This window comes from Rhodococcus opacus, from assembly GCF_012396235.1.
GTDB lineage: Bacteria > Actinomycetota > Actinomycetes > Mycobacteriales > Mycobacteriaceae > Rhodococcus_F > Rhodococcus_F opacus.
On sequence record NZ_JAAXPA010000004.1, the window covers coordinates 104,848 to 123,397 of the forward strand.

16 protein-coding genes and 1 pseudogene are annotated in these 18,550 nt (G+C 68.7%); 13 read left to right on the forward strand and 4 right to left on the reverse strand.

The features are described from left to right. Positions 1-5 precede the first annotated feature (5 nt). On the reverse strand, positions 6-812 hold the full coding sequence (locus tag HGB39_RS06550) for a family 1 encapsulin nanocompartment shell protein (RefSeq protein ID WP_005251300.1): 807 nt from the start codon (positions 810-812) through the stop codon (positions 6-8). After that, a complete protein-coding gene (locus HGB39_RS06555; RefSeq protein ID WP_043791508.1) occupies positions 809-1,861 on the reverse strand; it encodes a Dyp-type peroxidase in 1,053 nt (350 codons plus the stop codon). Before HGB39_RS06555 ends, HGB39_RS06550 begins: the two co-directional genes overlap by 4 nt. A 151-nt stretch (positions 1,862-2,012) precedes the next feature. Here HGB39_RS06555 and HGB39_RS06560 point away from each other — a divergent pair, with 151 nt between their 5' ends. The 5 genes from HGB39_RS06560 (at position 2,013) to HGB39_RS06580 (ending at position 7,202) form a co-directional block, all read left to right on the forward strand. Further along, positions 2,013-2,438, forward strand: coding sequence for a pyridoxamine 5'-phosphate oxidase family protein (locus tag HGB39_RS06560; RefSeq protein ID WP_043791335.1), 426 nt, complete (start codon positions 2,013-2,015; stop codon positions 2,436-2,438). A gap of 197 nt (positions 2,439-2,635) precedes the next feature. Next, the gene (locus tag HGB39_RS06565) at positions 2,636-3,988 is read left to right on the forward strand and encodes an MFS transporter (protein ID WP_043791332.1); all 1,353 of its coding nucleotides are present in this window, start codon (positions 2,636-2,638) and stop codon (positions 3,986-3,988) included. Beyond that, complete coding sequence (locus HGB39_RS39805) at positions 3,985-5,037, forward strand: Gfo/Idh/MocA family protein (RefSeq protein WP_005569696.1); 1,053 nt, start codon at positions 3,985-3,987, stop codon at positions 5,035-5,037. The genes HGB39_RS06565 and HGB39_RS39805 overlap by 4 nt, the downstream gene beginning before the upstream one ends. Continuing rightward, on the forward strand, positions 5,034-6,086 hold the full coding sequence (locus tag HGB39_RS06575; protein ID WP_005569695.1) for an alcohol dehydrogenase catalytic domain-containing protein: 1,053 nt from the start codon (positions 5,034-5,036) through the stop codon (positions 6,084-6,086). Before HGB39_RS39805 ends, HGB39_RS06575 begins: the two co-directional genes overlap by 4 nt. A gap of 102 nt (positions 6,087-6,188) precedes the next feature. Continuing rightward, the gene (locus HGB39_RS06580; RefSeq protein ID WP_005569694.1) at positions 6,189-7,202 is read left to right on the forward strand and encodes a LacI family DNA-binding transcriptional regulator; all 1,014 of its coding nucleotides are present in this window, start codon (positions 6,189-6,191) and stop codon (positions 7,200-7,202) included. Between the two features lie 9 nt (positions 7,203-7,211). Here HGB39_RS06580 and HGB39_RS06585 read toward each other — a convergent pair whose 3' ends face one another. Together HGB39_RS06585 and HGB39_RS06590 are read right to left on the reverse strand one after the other, a co-directional pair. Continuing rightward, the gene (locus HGB39_RS06585) at positions 7,212-8,018 is read right to left on the reverse strand and encodes a sugar phosphate isomerase/epimerase family protein (RefSeq protein ID WP_005569693.1); all 807 of its coding nucleotides are present in this window, start codon (positions 8,016-8,018) and stop codon (positions 7,212-7,214) included. Position 8,019: 1 nt separating this feature from the next. Next, complete coding sequence (locus tag HGB39_RS06590) at positions 8,020-9,177, reverse strand: DUF993 family protein (RefSeq protein ID WP_005569692.1); 1,158 nt, start codon at positions 9,175-9,177, stop codon at positions 8,020-8,022. A 118-nt stretch (positions 9,178-9,295) separates the two neighbouring features. On the opposite strand from HGB39_RS06590, the gene HGB39_RS06595 reads away from it, so the two are divergent. From HGB39_RS06595 to HGB39_RS06630, 8 genes and pseudogenes are all read left to right on the forward strand, one after another. Beyond that, complete coding sequence (locus HGB39_RS06595) at positions 9,296-10,858, forward strand: acyl CoA:acetate/3-ketoacid CoA transferase (protein ID WP_005569691.1); 1,563 nt, start codon at positions 9,296-9,298, stop codon at positions 10,856-10,858. Between the two features lie 10 nt (positions 10,859-10,868). Next, entirely contained in the window at positions 10,869-12,038 is a 1,170-nt protein-coding gene (locus HGB39_RS06600; protein WP_005569690.1) for an acyl-CoA dehydrogenase family protein, read from the forward strand. Beyond that, positions 12,035-12,793 carry an SDR family NAD(P)-dependent oxidoreductase gene (locus HGB39_RS06605; RefSeq protein ID WP_005569688.1) on the forward strand — a complete coding sequence of 253 codons (759 nt, stop codon included), beginning with the start codon at positions 12,035-12,037 and terminating at the stop codon, positions 12,791-12,793. Before HGB39_RS06600 ends, HGB39_RS06605 begins: the two co-directional genes overlap by 4 nt. After that, the gene (locus HGB39_RS06610) at positions 12,790-13,617 is read left to right on the forward strand and encodes an aldo/keto reductase (protein ID WP_005569687.1); all 828 of its coding nucleotides are present in this window, start codon (positions 12,790-12,792) and stop codon (positions 13,615-13,617) included. Before HGB39_RS06605 ends, HGB39_RS06610 begins: the two co-directional genes overlap by 4 nt. Further along, positions 13,604-14,727: pseudogene (locus HGB39_RS06615) on the forward strand (glycerate kinase). The gene HGB39_RS06610 and the pseudogene HGB39_RS06615 overlap by 14 nt, the downstream one beginning before the upstream one ends. Before the next feature lie 189 nt (positions 14,728-14,916). Beyond that, entirely contained in the window at positions 14,917-15,957 is a 1,041-nt protein-coding gene (locus HGB39_RS06620) for a sugar ABC transporter substrate-binding protein (protein ID WP_005569685.1), read from the forward strand. Between the two features lie 47 nt (positions 15,958-16,004). Then, on the forward strand, positions 16,005-17,036 hold the full coding sequence (locus tag HGB39_RS06625) for an ABC transporter permease (protein WP_043791326.1): 1,032 nt from the start codon (positions 16,005-16,007) through the stop codon (positions 17,034-17,036). Beyond that, complete coding sequence (locus HGB39_RS06630; RefSeq protein ID WP_064080051.1) at positions 17,033-18,550, forward strand: sugar ABC transporter ATP-binding protein; 1,518 nt, start codon at positions 17,033-17,035, stop codon at positions 18,548-18,550. The genes HGB39_RS06625 and HGB39_RS06630 overlap by 4 nt, the downstream gene beginning before the upstream one ends.

The window sequence follows — 18,550 nt, forward strand, 5'->3', positions numbered from 1 at the left end:
GTGCGTCAGCGTGCGAGGACGACTGCCGCCTCCGCGGTGAGCGAGGCGAACGTGAACGTCTCTTCGAGGTAGAGCGTGACATCGGTGGCGGTGTGGCTGTCGTAGCCGATCGACAGGTCCGTGCCGAGGGTCAGCTGGTTGTCGCCGCCGCGGGTGGACAGCACGTACCCGCCGCTGATGGCGGGTGCCCAGATGATGTCGCCGGTGACCAGGTCGCGCAGGTGGTGGAACACGGGATGTCCCTCGTCGCGGGTCTCGCTGACCGCGGTGTACGCGTCGGCGTCGAGCACCACCGAATACGGTCCCTCGACACCGGCGAGTCGCAGCGCCGACAGTGCGGACGCGACGGCGTCGGGGATGAGCAGCGGATCCTCCGGCAGACTGAGAACCGGGTTGTCGCTGGACGGTCCGAGTCCGCGGATCCCCGCCTCGTCGAATCCCTGGAAGATCGACTGGTCTTCGGCGAACGCGACGGCCTTCGCGGCGTCCTTGACGGGCTGCCAGTCGGAGTCGAGGGAACCCCGGGCGACGTCGTCGACCTCGGCGCGGCTGAGGGTGAACGGGAACCGGAGTTCGACGAGCGGGTCCACCTGCCGCTGCTGCGCCCGGATCCTGCTGTCCGACGTCTTGATCGGAGTGACCCGGCCGAGGTTGTGGGCCGAGTAGGAGTATCCGAACGGTCCCGCGACGTCGACGACACGCCGCCCCGCGACATGCCGTTTGAACGTGCGGGCGGCCTCTTCGCCGATCTGCTGCCAGGCAACCTCGGTGACGGGCGCCAGGTTGCGGTGCAGATTGCTCGAATCACTCATTGCGATACTCCTTTGAGACCACCGATTTTCAGGGACAGGTCGTACGGGCCGGCCGCGGCGGGCTCGACCGGGTCGTCGGGCGCCGACTCCGCGTCGGCCGGCTCGTCGCCGAGCGATTCGAGCACGTCCCGGCTCGGCACGAAGAACAACGTGCCGGTGGCCGCCGTGGAGAAGTCGAGGATGCGGTCGTAGTTGCCGGGCGGCTCGCCGAGAAACATGCGCCGCAACATCAGTTCGGTGACGGCGGGATTCTTGGCGTACCCGATGAAGTAGGTGCCGTACTCGGCCTCGCCGAGGCTGCCGAATGCCATGTTGTCGCGCAGGATGTCGTGTTCGACGCCGTCGTCGTCGACGATGGTGTTGAGGGTGACGTGCGAATTGCTGGGCTGGACGTCGTCGTCGAGTTCGACGTTCTCGAGCTTGGTGCGCCCGATGATCCGTTCCTGTTCCTCGGTGCTCAGCGTGCTCCACCCACTCATGTCGTGCAGGTACTTCTGCACGATCACGTAACTGCCGCCGCGGAAGTCGGGATCCTCGTCGCCGATCAGTGCGGCGTCCGCGGCGTCGTCGTCGGTGGGATTCTCGGTGCCGTCGACGAATCCGAGGAGGTCGCGGGAGTCGAAGTAGCGGAAGCCGTGCACCTCGTCGACCACGGTGGCGGCGGAGCCCAGCGCGGAGACGATCTGGCGGCCCAGTTCGAAGCACAGGTCCTTGCGGGCGGCCTTGATGTGGAACAGGATGTCACCCGGGGTGGAGGGCGCGCTGTGGACCGGTCCGGACAGCGGGACGAACGGATGCAGGTGCGCCGGTGTCGACGACGGGCTCACGCGGTCCCAGAACTGCGCACCGACACCGACCACGCACGACAGTGAGCCGGCGAGTTCGCGGAATCCCACCGCCTTGAGCGGTCCGTCGATCCCGGAGATCACGTCGCACACCGTCGCGCGGTCGTCGTCGGAGTCCCCGGCGACGAGCACCAGGAACAGCGAGGCAGGGCTGGGCGGAGTGAGGACTGCTTGGGGTGCCAATCTCGCGACTGGGCCTGGCATCTGTGTCTCCGTTCACTTCGACGTACGACGCTGCACTGTCCGGAACCTAGGTCCATCTAACCGTTTCGCACCGCCAGGTTCCATTCCATCGGTCCGCCGCGCCGCCGCGGGGCTCCGGAATCTGTCGGTGGGGGCTCCTATCGTCGAGGTCATGCCATTGTCTGTGTCCGAGCGCGAACAGTTCCTGTCCGAGCCGCACATCGCGGCGCTGTCGGTCTCCGCCGGTGAGGGCCGCGGACCTCTGACGGTCCCGATCTGGTATCAGTACGCCCCGGGCGGTGATCTGTGGGTGCTGACCGGCGCCGGTTCGGAGAAGGCGCGCCTCATCGAGGCGGCCGGGCGATTCACGATGATGGTCGAACGCGTCGCCCCCACCGTCCGATACGTCTCCGTCGAGGGTGCGGTGACGCGCACCGTCACGGGAACCGACGCCCAGCTGCGGGAGATCACCGAGCGCTACCTCGCGCCGGAAAAGGTCGACGGCTACCTCGATTTCGCCCGGGCCGAACTCGGCGAGCAGGTCGCGATCTACCTCAGACCCGAGCACTGGCGATCGGCAGACATGGGTACCGCCTGACCGCGGGGCCGGTCACGGCCCGGTGTCCAACATGAAAGCGGTATCTGACCGGTACTAGTCGGGAAACGTCGAGTATTTTGCTGTGAACTGTGGAAACGGGAATCCGTCCGCGTAGCTGAGAAAGCGTTTACAAATTCGGTGACGTGGGTCATAGTAGTCGGGTTCCGGCAGTTTCCCTTCACAGTCAGGAGTTCTCGATGGGCATGACCGAACTCGGCACCGAGCGGTCGACCGCGGTGCCACACGGGTCGGCAGGGCAGCAGCGCCGCCGGGTGATCAAGGCGAGCGCGGCGGGAACCGTGATCGAGTGGTACGACTTCACGCTCTACGGCCTCGCCGCTGCCCTCGTCTTCGGGCCGCTCTACTTCCCCGGGGCGGGATCCCTCGCCGGCACGATGGCCGCCTTCGGGACGTTCGCCGTCGGGCTCGGCGCCCGCCCGATCGGTGGGCTGGTGTTCGCGCACTTCGGCGACCGGCTCGGTCGCAAGCCGATGCTCCTCATGACCCTGCTCGTCATGGGCGCCTCGACGACGCTGATCGGGGCGCTGCCCACCGCGGACTCGATCGGAATCTGGGCGCCGATTCTCCTGATCGTCCTTCGCCTGTTCCAGGGCGCCGGCGCGGGCGCCGAGTTCGCCGGGGCGATCACGATGGTCACCGAATCCACGGACAGCGCCCGCCGCGCTCTCTCCAGCGCCTATCCGGGAGCCGCGATCTACGTCGGGACCGGCGGCGCCACCATGATCTTCGCACTGCTCACGCTGATGCCCGACGACCAGTTCCTGTCCTGGGGCTGGCGTATTCCGTTCCTGGCCAGCGCCGTCATCGTTCTCGTCGCCGGCTATCTGCGGTTGAAGGTGAACGAGACCGCCGTGTTCGAGGAGGCCGCGCAGCACGGCGAGGTCGACCGCGCGCCGCTGGTCGAGGCGGTCCGCAACCACTGGCGGCAGATCCTGTGCGGACTTGCCCTGTTCAGCTTCGTGATTCCGTGGGCCTACGTCATGCAGGTCTTCGCGCTCTCGTTCGTGACCAAGACCCTCGGCGTCGATTCCACCCAGGCCCTGATCGGATTGATCGTCGCCGAGTTCTGCGCCATCCCCGTCATCATCGGATTCGGCCGACTGGCCGACAAAGTCGGCCGCAAGCCGGTCCTGTTGTCCGGCGCGATCTTCGGCATCATCTTCCCGTTCCCGATGTTCATGATGCTCGACACGCGGTCGCCGTGGATGGTCGGACTGGCACTGATCCTCGGCATCTGCCTCGTCCAGGGCACGACGTCCGGTCCGGGCGGTGCACTGCTCTCCGAACTGTTTCCCACCAAGATCCGGTGGAGCGGCATCGCGATCTCCCGGGAGATCCCGGCCGCCGTGGTCGGCGGCACGATCCCGCTGGTCGCCACCGCCCTCGTCGCCGTCGCGGGCGGGACGCCCTGGCTCGTCGCGAGCTACCTCATGGGCTTGAGCGTGGTCGGGCTGATCGGCATCGCCCTGCTTCCCGAGACCCTCGGCCGGAGCGTGGGTTCGCGCACGTCCGTCGAGGTCGCACCGTGACCCGTCGCGTCGTGGTGGTCGGCGCCGGGCTCGCGAGCGCCGCACACCTCACGGCGCTCCGGGCTGTCGGCGCCGACGTGGTCGGTGTGGTGACGCGCGACGAGACGAGGGCGGCGGCCGCACGCCGGCTGGCACCGGAGGCACGGATACTCCCGAACGTCGACGCGGCAGCGGACCTGGACGCCGACACGGCGGTGGTGGTCACGCCGCCGTCGAGTCACCTGGCCGTCGCGTCGGCACTGGCCGAGCGCGGCCTGGACCTGGTGATCGACAAACCGCTGGCCGCGTCGTTGCACGATGCGCAGGCGATCGTCGACGTCGCCGAGCGGTCCGGCGTGCGGGCGGCGGTCACACTGCAACACCGCTACAAGGAGGCGGCGCGTCGCGCCCGGCAGCTTCTGTCGGACGGAGCGATCGGCGCCCTCCGCTCGGCGACCGTCACCGTCCCGCTGTGGCGCCCCGACTCCTACTACGCCGAGGCCGGACGCGGGACCTGGGACCGCGACGGCGGCGGAGTGCTGATCACCCAGGCCATCCACACCCTCGACCTGTACCTGTCGCTGGCCGGTCGGGCGCGTAGTGTCGTGGCCGCGGCTTCCACCAGCCGAGGCCGGCTCGAGGCCGAGGACACGATTCACCTCCTGATCGACCACGGCACGCATGCGGCGTCGGTGACGGCGAGCACGGCCGCGTGGCCGGGCGGTGCCGAGACGATTCACCTCTACGGCGACGCGGGACAGCTGCGGCTGGTGGGGGATTCGCTCGTCCAGATCGGCGACGGGGTCCGCCGGGTCGTCGACGGTTCCGTCGACGCGTCCGGCCCGGACCCATTGTCGATGATGGCGTGGTTCCGGTCGCTGTACGACGACGTCTTCACCAGTTGGGCGGCAGGTGCGGCACCGCTGTCCGACGCCCGGTCCGGGCTGCCCGTGCAAGCGGTGATCGACGCCGCCTACCGGTCAGCCGCGGCCGGCACGATGCCGGTCACTGTCTCCGAGGAGATGCGTGACACTGTCTCCGAGGAAAGGGAAAGTGCATGTCAGTCTTGAGTATTCGGGTCGACGGTCCGAACGAGTATCGCCTCGATCGCGGTGACGTCGCGGCACCCGGCGAGGGGGAGGTGCTCGTCGCACTCGACTCGGCCGGGATCTGCGGCGGTGACCTTTCGCATCTGCGCGGCCGGAACGCCGTCGCCGCATATCCGACGGTGCTCGGCCACGAATGCGCGGGACGTGTGTCGCGGGTGGGTCCGGGCACGAGTCTCACGGTCGGTCAGCCGGTGATGGTCTACCCGACCACGGGCTGCGGCCGATGCCGCGCGTGCCGCGACGGCCGGATCAACAACTGCCCGAGCATCCGCGTGTTCGGCCTGTCCGACCCACGCGGGTGTTTCAGCGAGGAGTTCGTCGTTCCCGAGACGCAATGCGTGCCCGTGAGCGACTCGGTGCTGGACCGTTTCGGGGCGCTCGTCGAACCGCTCGCCGTCGGAGTTCACGTGGTCCGGCGCGGCGGCGCGTCGGAGGGGGACAGCGCGCTGGTCGTCGGGACCGGTGCGATCGGTCTCGCGACCACGCTGGTGGCCAGGAGTCGGGGCGTCCAGGTGTTCGGTGTCGACCGCTACACCGAACGTGAGCAGCCCGCCCTGGCGTGCGGGATGAGCGACTTCACGACGGACTCGGGGGCCGCGCTCGAGGGCTGGCTCCGGGACCGGACTGACGCGGTCGACCTGGTCTACGACACGGTGTGCACCGACGAGTCGTCTCGGCTGGCGCTGCGGGTCCTCGCTCCGGGCGGCCGGTACGTCGCGATCGCGTCCGCGAAACCCGGGCACGAACTGACCCTCGACTACAGCGCGCTCTACGCCCGCGAACTGTCCGTCGTGGCCTGCCGGAACTACGTCCGTCAGGATTTCGTCGAGGCGGCCGAACTACTCGAATCGGGGAAGGTGGACGCGTCACCGCTGCACACCGCGACGTTCCCGCTGGACGAGTTCGGCCGCGCGGTCGAGGAACTCGAATCGAACGGCAGCAAGCACGTCAAGGTGCTGCTGACGTCGCGGAAACTGCTCGGAACGCGCGCCTTGTTGCGCACGGAGTGAGCGTCCGCGTGATCCGGGGCCGTCTTCGCGATACGCTGTAAGCGTTTCCACCCACCGAGGTGGTAGACGGTAGCAATGGCGACGAGAGATGTAGAGGCAGCTATGGCTGATCAGACCCGAGTGCCCGCGAGCCGTCGCGTCACGATCAATACCGTAGCGAAGGCAGCCGGGGTCTCGATCGCCACCGTCTCCCGTGTCATGAGCGGCAGCTCGTCGGTGACCCCGGACCTCGCGGCCCGGGTCCACAAGGTCGCCGATGAGCTGTCCTACCGGCCCAGCACCGCCGCCCGCGGACTCGTCCTCGGGTCGCTGAGGAACATGGGCGTGATCCTGCCGGACCTGGCGAACGCGTACTTCTTCGACGTCGTCAAGCAGATGCACCACGGCGCCACCGCCGACGGATACCGCATGCTCGTCGCCGACTACTCCGGTGACGCGGCCGACGAACTCGCCACCGCACTCGACCTGCTCGGCCAGGTCGACGGCCTCGTGCTGCTCTCGTCGAGGATTCCGACGAGTGGCCTGAAGGAACTCGCGAAGCAGTCGACTCCCGTCCTGCTCGTCAACCGGGTCGAGTTGGAAGTCGATCTCCCCATGGTGGCCGTCGACAACTTCACCCCCATGATGCAGCTGTGCGGGCATCTCGCGAAGCTCGGCCATCGCCGGATCGTCTACGTGAAGGGCTCGGATCTTGCCTGGCAGAACCGCGAGCGGTGGCGGGCCATCGAAATGGCGAAGGTGCTCGGGATCGAGGCGACGGCGGTGCCGTCGGACGGCACCATCGAGGGTGGCTACGACGTGGTGGAAGAAGCACTCACGCACGAGCCGACCGCTCTCGTCTGCTTCAACGACCTGACCGCGCTGGGCGTCATCTCGAAACTGCGTGAGCGCGGACTCCGCGTCCCCGAGGACATTTCGGTCACCGGCTTCGACGACATCGACATGGCGCGCCACCTGGCGCCGCGCCTGACCACGGTGGTCAGCCCGAAGATCGACCTGGGCGACCAGGCTTGGTCGCTGATGCGCGCGGCCCTGAACAACGAGGCCACCACGTCTCCGCCGCTGATCCCCGCCGACGTCGTCATTCGCGAGTCGACGGGGCCCGCCTCGCGTTGAGCCGGGTTTTCAGACGGCGGCAAGGCCGTTCGCCGCGGCGTGGACCGCGTCTTTCGGGTCTGCGGCCCACCAGCGGTCGCTGAGGATCTCGACCTCCACGAGCCCCGCGTAGCCGCCGGTGTTCCTGCAGTCGGCGACGAATCCGGTCAGGTCGATGCACCCTTCGCCGGGCATGCCGCGGCTGCTGAGTTCGCCGTGGATCGGGGTGACCCAATCGGCCAACTGCACCGAGAACAGGCGTTCGCCTGCCCTTGTGATCTGCTGCGGCAGCGCTGCGTCCCACCACACGTGATACGAATCGAGAGCGATCCCGACGATGTCGGATCCAATCGCCTCGACCAGGTCGTTGGCCTCGCTCAGTGAGGTGATCACCGAACGACTCGACGCCATCATCGGGTGCATCGGCTCGACCGCGAGCCGCACCCCCGACTGGCGGGCGTACGGCTCGAGTTCGGCGATGCCGTCCCGGACCTGCCGCCGCGCGTCGGCGAGGTCGCCGTGAGCGGCGCCGCAGACCAGCACGAGGCAGTCGGCGCCGAGGGCGTGCGCCTGATCGACCGCCACTCGGTTGTCGGCCGTGGCTTCTCGCCGCAGCCGGGCGGTCGGTTGCGGGAACATTCCGCCCCGGCAGACGCTGGTGACGCGCAGACCCGACTGCCGGAGCCGGGCCGACGCGTCCACCAGATCCACGCCGTCGAGGACGTCCCGCCACAGGCCGACGCCGCCGAATCCCCACTGCGCAGCGAGGTCGGCGACCTCGGTGAGGCCGGCACCCTTGACGGTGACGGAGTTGAGACTGCAGTGCGCGAGGTCCATGTCAGTGGATTCCGTGCACGGCGAAGTAGGCGGCGGCGCGGGTGGCGGTGAAGTCGGGATCGGTGAACAGCCCGATCGCGTCGGCGGCGCGGACCAGTTCGGCCAGGTGGGTGAGGCTGCGGCCGGTCTCGAAGCCGCCGATCATCCGGAAGTGCTCCTGCTTGCCGTTCAGGTACGCCAACCAGGCGACGCCGACCTTGTAGAACTGCGTCGGGGCGGCGAACAGCAACCGGCTCAGGGTTTCGGTGGGGCCCAAGATGTTCCGGAAGCCCTGCTCGTCGCCGTCGTCCAACCGCGCGAACGCGGCGGAGGCGAACGGTCCGAGCGCGGCGAACGCACCGAGGAGGGCGTCGCTGGTGTGGGTGCCGTCGCCGGCGATCAGGCCGACGTAGTTGTAGTCGTCGCCGGTGAACACCCGCACCCCGGCGGGCATCCGCTCACGCAGGGCGATCTCGAGCGCCGGGTCGAGCAGGGACACCTTGATGCCGCGCACGGTGTCCCCGTGCGCGTCGATGATCTGCAGCACGGTGTCCATGGCCGCGCCCGAATCCGCGAATCCCCAGTAGCCGTCCAGGGCGGGATCGAACACCGAACCCAGCCAATGCAGGACCACCGGGCGGGTGGCCGCCGACAGCACGGCGTCGTACACGGCGAGGTAGTCGTCGGGACCGGTCGCGGCGCGGGCGAGGTGCCTGCTCGCCATCAGCACCACCTCACCGCCCGCGGATTCGATCGCCTCCACCTGTTCGAGGTAGGCGTCGCGGATCTCGTCGAGCGAGGGGTTGTCGGTCTTCAGTTGATCGGTGGCCACACCCACTACCACCTTCCCGCCGACCGACTTCGCGTCGGTGAGCGTGCGGACGGCGAGTTCCTTCGCCGCGGCCCAATCCAGCCCCATGCCGCGCTGGGCGGTGTCCATCGACTCGGCCACCCCGAGGCCCAGCGACCACAGGTCGCGGCGCAGGTGCAGGGTCGCGTCCCAGTCGATCTGGTCCGCGGCATTCTCCGCCGACGCCCGCAGCGGATCGGCGACCACATGCGCGGCCGCGTACACCGCCCTGCTGGTCGGCGGGGTGGACCGGGTGTCCAGCCGTGCCGGTGCGTTCCACGCGAGAGTCGTGGGCGAACCGTGGCGATCGGGCAGCAGGATCGAGGCCATGAAATCTCCTGTAATCGTTTTCTTGATGTTGTGCAGCTCACAATATACTGTGTCAATCACCGAGGTCCATAGCGTTCATGGGCCGATTGGCAGAATGTAAGCATTTACAGGAGCGGATATGACACAGCCCGGAACGGGTGCCGCCTCGAGGCGCTGGACACTGACCACCGCGACCCGAGCCGTGAGCGACATCGCGCCAGGATCAACGATCGCCCTCACCGGTTCGGGCGGCGGAATCCTCGAACCGGACACCGTCCTGAAGGCGCTGGAGGAGTGCTTCCTCGCGACCGGATCGCCGAGGGACCTCACGATCGTGCACGCCCTCGGCATCGGCGACCGGGTGAGCCGCGGAACCAACCACCTCGCGCACAAGGGCATGGTCAAGCGGGTCGTCGGCGGGCACTGGACGTGGTCGCCGACCATGATCGACCTCGTCCGCAACGACGAGATCGAGGCGTACGCGTGGCCCGGCGGCGCGATCAGTCAGCTGCTGCGGGAGATCGGCGCGCGCCGGCCGGGCCTCATCACAGCGACCGGTCTCGACACGTTCGTCGACCCGCGGCACGGCGGGGGCAAGTTCACGCCGTCCGCCACCGAGGACCTCGTCGAACTCCTGACGCTCGACGGCCGCGAGTACCTGCGCTACAAGCCGTTTCCCGTCGACGTGGCCATCGTCCGCGGCGATTCCATCGACCCGTCCGGGAACGTCACGTGCTCGGGCGAGGCGGCTCAACTCGACGCGCTGGCCGTCGCTCAGGCGGCGAAGGCGAGCGGCGGCCGGGTCATCGTGCAGGTGAAGAACCTGCTGGACCGGCCGATCGATCCGCGGCTCGTGCACATCCCGGCGGTCCTCGTGGACGACGTCGTGCACGCGCCGGCCCAATGGCAGACGTACGCGGGCGAATTCGATCCGGAACTCTCCGGCGATGCGGCGAACTCCGGTTTCGGCGCCACGAACCACGACCCGATCCGCATGCTGATCGCCCGGCGGGCGGCCGCCGAGGTCCGGGACGGCGACGTCCTGAACGTCGGCTTCGGGGTGTCCGCGCTGGTCGTGGACGCGCTCGCCGAACAGGATCGCCTGGACGACATCACACTTGCCATCGAGCAGGGGCTGATCGACGGCATCCCCGTCTCCGGCGACCTGTTCGGGGCCGCGCGAGGACCGAAGGTCGTGCACTCGTCGACCACCCAGTTCGACCTGTTCTCGGGCGGCATGCTCGACGTCAGCTGCCTGGGCATGGCCGAGGTCGACTCCACGGGCGCCGTCAACGTCAGCAAGATCGGCGGCGGAATCGTCGGACCGGGCGGGTTCATCGACATCTCCCAGAACTCGCCGCGTGCCGTGTTCTGCGGAACGTTCACCGCCCGCGGCCTGGACGTCGCGATCGTCGGGGGAGAACTGGTGATCCGGCGCGAAGGCTCGGTGCCCAAGTTCGTCGACCGCGTCGATCAGGTCACCTACTCCGGCGCTCTCGCCGTCCGTGAGGGACGTGAGGCGGTGTACGTCACCGAACGCGCCGTCTTCGTCCTCACCCGGGACGGCCTCGAACTCGCCGAGATAGCACCCGGCATCGACATCGATCGGGACATTTTGCCGCACATGGGATTCCGTCCGATCATCAAGAACCCACGCGTGATGGACGCGGGGTTGTTCGCCCCCGTCGCCGTACACATCTGAGGAGAACTACATGTCAACCGGAAACAGCGTCATTCCCTCGTCGGTGCTCGGCGCCGACGAACGCAAGCTCGTCGCCGAGTTCGTCGACGAACGGATCCGTCCGGTCGCCACCGAGCTGGATGAGACCGAACGATTCCCCGAAGAGATCTACCGGGAGATGGGCAAGATCGGGCTCTTCGGCATCACGGTGCCCGAGAAGTTCGGCGGCTTCGGCGGCACCGCCCTCGACTACCTGTTCGTCATGGAGTCGCTGTCCTACGGGTACGCGTCGGTGGCCGACCAGTGCGGCCTCGTCGAGATCCTCGGCAGCCTGCTCGGCAACTACGGCACACCCGAGCAGCGGGAGCAGTACCTGCGCCCGATGCTCACCGCCGAGAAGCGCTGCGCCTACGCGCTCACCGAGCCGGGATCCGGATCCGACCTCGGATCGATCACGACAAGGGCGGTGCGGGGCGGTGACGGTTGGGTGCTCACCGGTGAGAAGATCTACATCCACAACGCCCCCGTCGCGGACTTCGCGGTCGTCCTCGCCGTCACCGACCCCGAACTGGGGAAGCGCGGCGGCATCTCCGTCTTCCTGGTGGACGTCGACCAGCCCGGTGTCAGCCGCGCCTACCACGAACACAAGATGGGCCAGCGGGCCTCGCAGGTCGGCGGGCTGGTGTTCGACTCCGTCCAACTGCCGGCCGACGCCCTCCTCGGCGAGGAAGGCAAGGCGTTCGGTTACATGATGAAGGTGCTGGCCAAGGGCCGTCTCGGCATCTCGGGCCTGAGCCTCGGCATCAGCCGCGCCGCACTGGACGCCGCCACCCGGCAGTCCCTCGACCGCAGCCAGTTCGGCAAGCCGATCTCCGCGAACCAGGGCATCTCCTTCTCCCTCGCCACCGTCGCCACCGAACTGCGGGCAGGCACCGCGCTGTCGGTCGAGGCGGCGCGGGCACTCGACACGGGGGCAGCGGACGCCGAGACGCTGTGCTCGATGGCCAAGCTCTACGCGTCCGAGGGATGCGTGCGCCACGCCGACGCCGCCGTGCAGGTGTTCGGCGGCAACGGCTTCATCCGCGGATACGAGGTCGAGCGCCTCTACCGCGACGCCCGCATCACGAAGATTTACGAAGGCACCAGCGAAATGCAGCGGCTCATCATCAGCCGGGCAGTACTGAAGGGAGCCGCGGCATGAGCGGCGTTGCACAACCCACCAACTCGGTCGATCTGTCGGGGAAGACCGCCATCGTGACCGGTGCGGCCGGCGGGATCGGTTCGGCGATCGCCCGAGCCCTCACCCGGAGCGGGGCACTCGTGGTGGCGGTCGACGCCGACCCGAAGGTCACCGACGTCGCCGCGGAGTTCGGCGGACACGGTCTCCGCGGCGACCTCACCGACCCCGAGTTCGGTGCGCGCGCCGTCGACCTCGCCCAGCAGCTGTCGGGGCGCCTCGACATCCTGATCAACGCGGCCGGGATCCAGTTGCGGACCACGGCGATCGACGTGGACGAGGACGGGTGGGAACGTCTCCTGGACGTCAACCTCTCGGCGGCCTACCGGTTGACGCGGCAGGCGGCCAAGTCGCTGGTCGCCGCCCGCGGCAGCATCGTGAACATTGCGTCGCTGTCCGCGGATCGCGCTGTCCCGGGGATCGTTCCCTACGGCGCGACGAAGGCCGCACTGACTCAGCTCGGCAAGGGACTGGCCGTGGAACTCGGCCCCCACGGCGTGCGCGTCAACACCGTCTCGCCGGGCTACATCGAAACGCCGATGACGGCGGACGTGCTGGGGCAGGAAGACTTCCGCGCCCAGAAGCTGAGCCGTATCCCGTTGCAACGGTTCGCCGACGGCGACGACGTCGCCGACGTCGTGCTGTTCCTGGTCTCCGACGCCGCGCGGTACGTCACCGGGGTGGTCCTGCCCGTCGACGGCGGGTACTCAATCACATGACGAGCCTGGCGACCGTTTCCTCGGTCACGTTGAACAACGACGTCACGATGCCCGCGCTCGGGTTCGGCCTCTTCACGATCCCCGACGAGGACATGGGTTCCACGGTGTCGCACGCGCTGTCCGCCGGCTACCGTGCGTTCGACACGGCCCCGATGTACGGCAACGAGGCCTCTCTCGGCGCGGCGCTGGCCCGGGCGGACGTCGATCGGGACGAGATCTTCGTGACCACCAAGGTCTCGAACGAGGACCAGGGCTACCAGCAGACACTGGACGCGTTCGAGGCGAGTGCGGCGAAACTCGGCCGCATCGACCTGTGCCTGATCCACTGGCCGGCGCCGAGCCGCGGACAGTACCTGGAGACGTGGCGGGCACTCGAAAAGCTGTACTACGACGGACGGGTGCGGGCGATCGGCGTGTCGAACTTCCAGCCCGAACAGCTCGAGCGGCTCGCGGAGATCGCGACGATCACCCCGGCGGTCAACCAGATCGAACTGCACCCGCTGCTCACGCAGTCCGCACTGACGGATCTGCACCGGTCGATGGGCATCCGCACCCAGGCGTGGGCGCCGCTGGCGAGGGGGCACCTGAACGACCGCGCACTCCTGGCGGCGCTGGCCGCCCGGCACCGTGTGTCGGTCGCGCAGATCGTGCTTCGCTGGCATCTGCAGATCGGGACGATTCCACTGCCCAAATCTTCTGCGGTGCAAAGGATGCGGCAGAACGCGAATGTGTTCGACTTCCGGCTGTCCGCCGCGGAGATGGACGCGATCTCGGCCCTGAATCGGGATCAGCGCACGGGACCCCACCCCGATGACGTCGACTGACGCCGGCTCGAAGCGGGTGGTGCTGGCCCCGGATTCGTTCAAGGGCTCACTGACCGCGACGGAGGTGGCGGCGGCTCTGGCAGCCGGCTGGTCGACGGTCCGGCCGAACGACGAGCTGGTCCTGCTCCCGCAGGCGGACGGCGGCGAAGGCACGGTGGACGCCGTCGCGTCCTGCCACGACACCGGCGTGTGTCGTGAGGTGCCGGGGGTTCGAGGCCCCGATGGACGTCCGGCGACCGGACGCTGGCTGCTGCTCCGGGACGGCACGGCGGTAATCGAGCTGGCCCAGATGAGTGGGCTGCCGCTGATGGACTCGCCGGATCCGGGGGAGCGTCGACGACCGGCCTGGGACAGGTGATCGCCGCCGCACTGGCGGACGGCGCGAAGGCACTGCTGGTCGGACTCGGCGGTTCCGCCTCCACCGACGGCGGTGCGGGCGCCCTGCGGGCGCTCGGCGCGAAGCTCCTGGACCGCGACGGCCGGGAGATCCCCGACGGGGGCGCCGGCCTGGCCGCTCTCGCCTCGATCGACGTGGGCTCGCTGACCGAGCCCCCACCCGGTGGCGTCGAACTGCTGACGGACACGACGGCCGTTCTGTGCGGCCCGAACGGGGCAGCGCACGTCTTCGGGCCGCAAAAGGGTGCCGACCCCGCGGAGCGCGACCGCCTCGATCGTGCGCTCGCGACGTTCGCCGCCTGCCTCGGCGCACGACTGCCGTGCAGTCCCGACGAACCCGGCGCGGGAGCGGCGGGAGGCACTGGATTCGGACTGTCGGCCTGGGGCGGCCGGTTGGTGCCGGGCGCCGCCCGCATCGCGGAGCTCACCGGGCTGAGCGCCGAGTTCGGCCGCGCCGACGTCGTGGTCACCGGTGAAGGCCAATTCGACGCGACGTCGCTGTCCGGCAAACTCGTCGGTTCCGTGCTGGAACGGTGCGCGGAGACCGCGACCCGATCGGTCGTCGTCGCAGGCCGCCTCGCGGCGGCGCCACCCGGCATCGGGATCTCACTGTCCGACCTGGCGGGGAGCTCCGAACCGGCACTCGCCGCACCCGCGATGTGGTGCCGGGTGGCCGGAGCGGTCGCCGCAGCCCGGCTCACCAGCACTTTGTAATCGATTTCTGATCTGTCCGGTCGATCCGGATGGCACTTGACCACACCATGCAGCGCTTGACTTGTGACGCCGATCACGGTAAGAAAGCGTTTACATTCTTTTTCAGGAAGTGGACGAACGATGACACGGACGCAACGATCAATCAGGGCGGCAGCCCGGGCCGTCGGCGTTGCCGCGGCAGTCTCCGTCATGGCGAGCTCCGCCATCGCCTGCTCGACGGGATCGGAACAGATCGAGCGGGACGGGGCAGCCGTCGACCGGGGCGACATGGTGATGGTCTCCGAGGTGCGGTCGCTCACCAACCCGTATGAAGCCGCATGGGTGCAGGGCAGCCGCGCGTACGCCGAATCGCTGGGGATCGAACTGAAGGTGATCGTCTACGGCGGCGACTCGCAGAACGCGCTGTCGCAGTTGCAGTCGGTGCTCGCCGCAGGCAAGACCGTGCTGCTCAACATCAACCCGAACACGAGCGCCGACACCCCCGCGATCGTGCGCGCCGTGCAGAACAGCGGCGGGTGCGCGGTCACCCAGTGGAGCAAGCCTGCCGACCTGCATCCCCAGGACGTCGGGAACGGATGGGCGTCGTACGTCGCCTACGACGGCGTCCAGCAGGGAGCCGACACGGGGAAGGCCCTCGTCGATTCGCTCGGCGGCACCGGCGGCGTGATCGCGCTGCAGGGTTTGCTCGCCAACGAGATCAGCCAGACCCGGTTCCAGGGCTTCCAGCAGGCGATGGACGGACAGTCAGGCGTCACCCTGCTCGACGACCAGCCCGCCGACTTCGACCGCAACAAGGCCTACACCACCACGCAGACCCTGCTCAACAAGTACGGCGACCAGGTGAACGGTATCTGGGCCGCAACGGATTCCATGGCACTGGGCGCTCTGCAGGCGGTGCGTGAGGCGGGCCGCGCGGGGGAGATCAAGATAGCCAGCGCCGCGGACGCCACCCCGGAAGGCCTGGGCGCCATCGCGAACGGGGAATTGCTCTCCACCTACACGACCGACCCCTACTTCAACGGCGCGATGGGACTCGCCATCTGCTATCAGGCCATGACCGGCGCACTCGACGTCGAGTCGCTGCCCCGGGAGAACCGCGAGTTCTTCGTCGATCAGTCGCTGATCACCGCGACCAACGTCGACCAGTTCCTCGCCGTGCCGAGTGACGAGGAGATCGTGCGCTCGGTGCAGGATCCGTTCTCCCGCATCACCGGCCCGGTGGCCCGGTAGCCCCCGCCCTCGATTCACGAACCACACAATCTTCCGAAGGAGTGACGATGTCGACGACTGAAGTGACCGGGGAGGTGACGACCCCCGCAGAACCTGTTGCGCCCGTGCGCAGCACAAGACCACGCGTGCGCCGGCTGCTCTCCACCGCCGGCCCGCTCGCCGCCCTGCTGGGACTGTGCGCCGTCTTCGCCGCGCTGGCTCCCGGCTTCGCGACTGCCAGCAACGCGATGGCGATCGTGGAGCAGGCCGCGATTCCCGTGGTCCTCGCGATGGGCGCCACGCTGGTGGTCCTGGTGGGCGGCGTGGACCTGTCGATCGAGGGCGTGATGGCGGCCAGCGGGCTGACGTTCGTCCTGCTCGCAGCGAACAGCGTCAACGGCAACGACCTGGGACTCCTCGCGGTCCTGCTGGCGCTGGGGGTCGGTCTGCTCTTCGGAGTGGTCAACGGCGTGCTGCACGTCGTCGTCCGGGTGCCGTCCTTCCTCGTCACACTGGGTACGTGGTTCGTCGGTCTCGGTGTCGCCACCGTGCTCTTCGGCACCGCCACCCCTCAGCTCGCCGACCCGTCGCTCGCGGCCTGGGCCGGCGGCCACTGGCTCGGGCTTCCCGTCGTCGTGGTGTTCGCGCTCGCCGCCGTGGCCGTGACAGTGCTGCTGTGCAAGGGAACCCGGCTCGGCATGCACACCTACGCGATCGGCGGCGACGAGGCGACCAGCCGCCTGGCGGGCGTCCCGGTCGGGCGCACCAAGATCATCCTGTTCGCCGTGGCCGGACTGCTGTCCGGGCTCGGCGGAGTGCTGGCCACCATCCGGCTCGGCGTCGGCGACGTGAGCGTCGGATCGGGAAGCCTCTTCCTCACCCTGTCCGCGGTGGTCGTCGGAGGCACCCTGCTGAGCGGCGGTCGCGGCGGACCCCTGCATTCCCTCGTGGGTGTGCTGCTCCTCGTGGTCCTCGGCAACGGACTTCTCCTGTCGGGCGCCAGCCCGTACATCCAGCAGGGCGCGCAGGGTCTCATCATCGTGGTCGCGGTGATCGCCACCGGGTGGCCCGCCCGCAGTCGATTGAGGGTCGTGAAATGACATCTCTCCTGGAACTCCGCAATGTCACGAAGAAATTCGGACCCAACACCGTCCTCGACGACGTGAGCCTGTCCATCGCTCCGAACGAGGTCGTGGGGCTGATCGGCGAGAACGGCGCCGGAAAGTCGACGCTGCTCAAGATCCTCGCGGGAGTCCACCGCCAGGACGGCGGACGGATGGTGCTGGGCGGGCGCGACGTGAGCTTCGGAAGCCCCGCCGACGCCGCCGACCACGGGATCGGGGTGGTGCACCAGGAGCAGTCGCTGCTCCCGAACCTCACCGTCGGCCAGAACCTGATCCTCGGACACGAGGGTGACACCGCCCGCGCCGGGTTCCTCCGCCGACGGAAGATCAGGGACCGCGCCCAGGAAATGTTGTCGGTGGTGGAGTCGACGGTCGACCCGGGCGCGCTGACCGAGACGCTCGGGTTCGCCCAGCGCCAGATGGTGGAGGTGGCTCGGGCCGCCGGCGGCAGGAAGGTGGAACACCCGCCGCTGCTCATCCTCGACGAGCCGACGTCGGTGCTCGAACCCGAGGACGTCGAGGTGCTCCATCGCCGGGTCACCGCCCTCAAGGAGCGTGGTTCCGTCATCTTCGTCTCCCACCGTCTCGACGAGGTCCTCCGCTTCTCCGACCGTGTGTACGTGCTGCGCGACGGCAAGGTGGTCGGTGAGCGGATCGCCTCGGCGGCAACCGAATCCGAGCTGTACCAGCTGATGATAGGTAAGGGCGCGGCCGAGGAGATCTACTCGTCGGAGCGCAAGCAGGCCGTTCCCCGGACGGGCACGCCGACTCTGTCGGTCCGCAACCTCACCTGCGGCGGCAAGGCGAAGGACGTGTCGCTGGACGTCCACGCCGGCGAGATCGTGTCGGTGGTGGGCGTGGTCGACTCCGGCCGCGAGGAGGTGGCCCGCGCCGTCTTCGGCGCCGTCCCCATCGACTCCGGAACCGTCGAGATCGACGGACAGCGGTCGGCCCCCGGATCACCGGCGGACGCCGTGCGGTCCGGTGTCGCATACGTTCCCGCCGAGCGTCGCGTCGAAGGCATGATCGCGGGCGCGACCGTCGCGCAGAACATCGCGACGGTGCATCCGGTGAAGGCAGGCGGTGGCCGGATCTCCTCGGGTGCCCGGGTGGAGGAGACCGCCCGCGGCTGGATCGAGAAACTCGGCATCCGGCCCGCGGACCCCGACGCCGACATCGCGCGACTGTCGGGCGGCAACCAGCAGAAGGCCGTGGTGGCCAAGTGGATCCTGGGCGACGGACTGAAGGTGCTGGTTCTCGACCACCCCACCCGCGGCCTCGACATCGGTGCGAAAGAAGACCTCTACGCCGTCTTCCGCGACCTCTCCGACAGGGGAGTGGCGATTCTGGTGCTCGCCGACACCCTGGACGAGGCGATCGGCCTCGGCCACCGCGTGATCGTGATGCGGGACGGCGAGATCACCGGCGCGTTCGACTCGCCACCCGGAAACCCGCCCAGCAAACTCCAACTCCTCGAGAAGATGATGTGA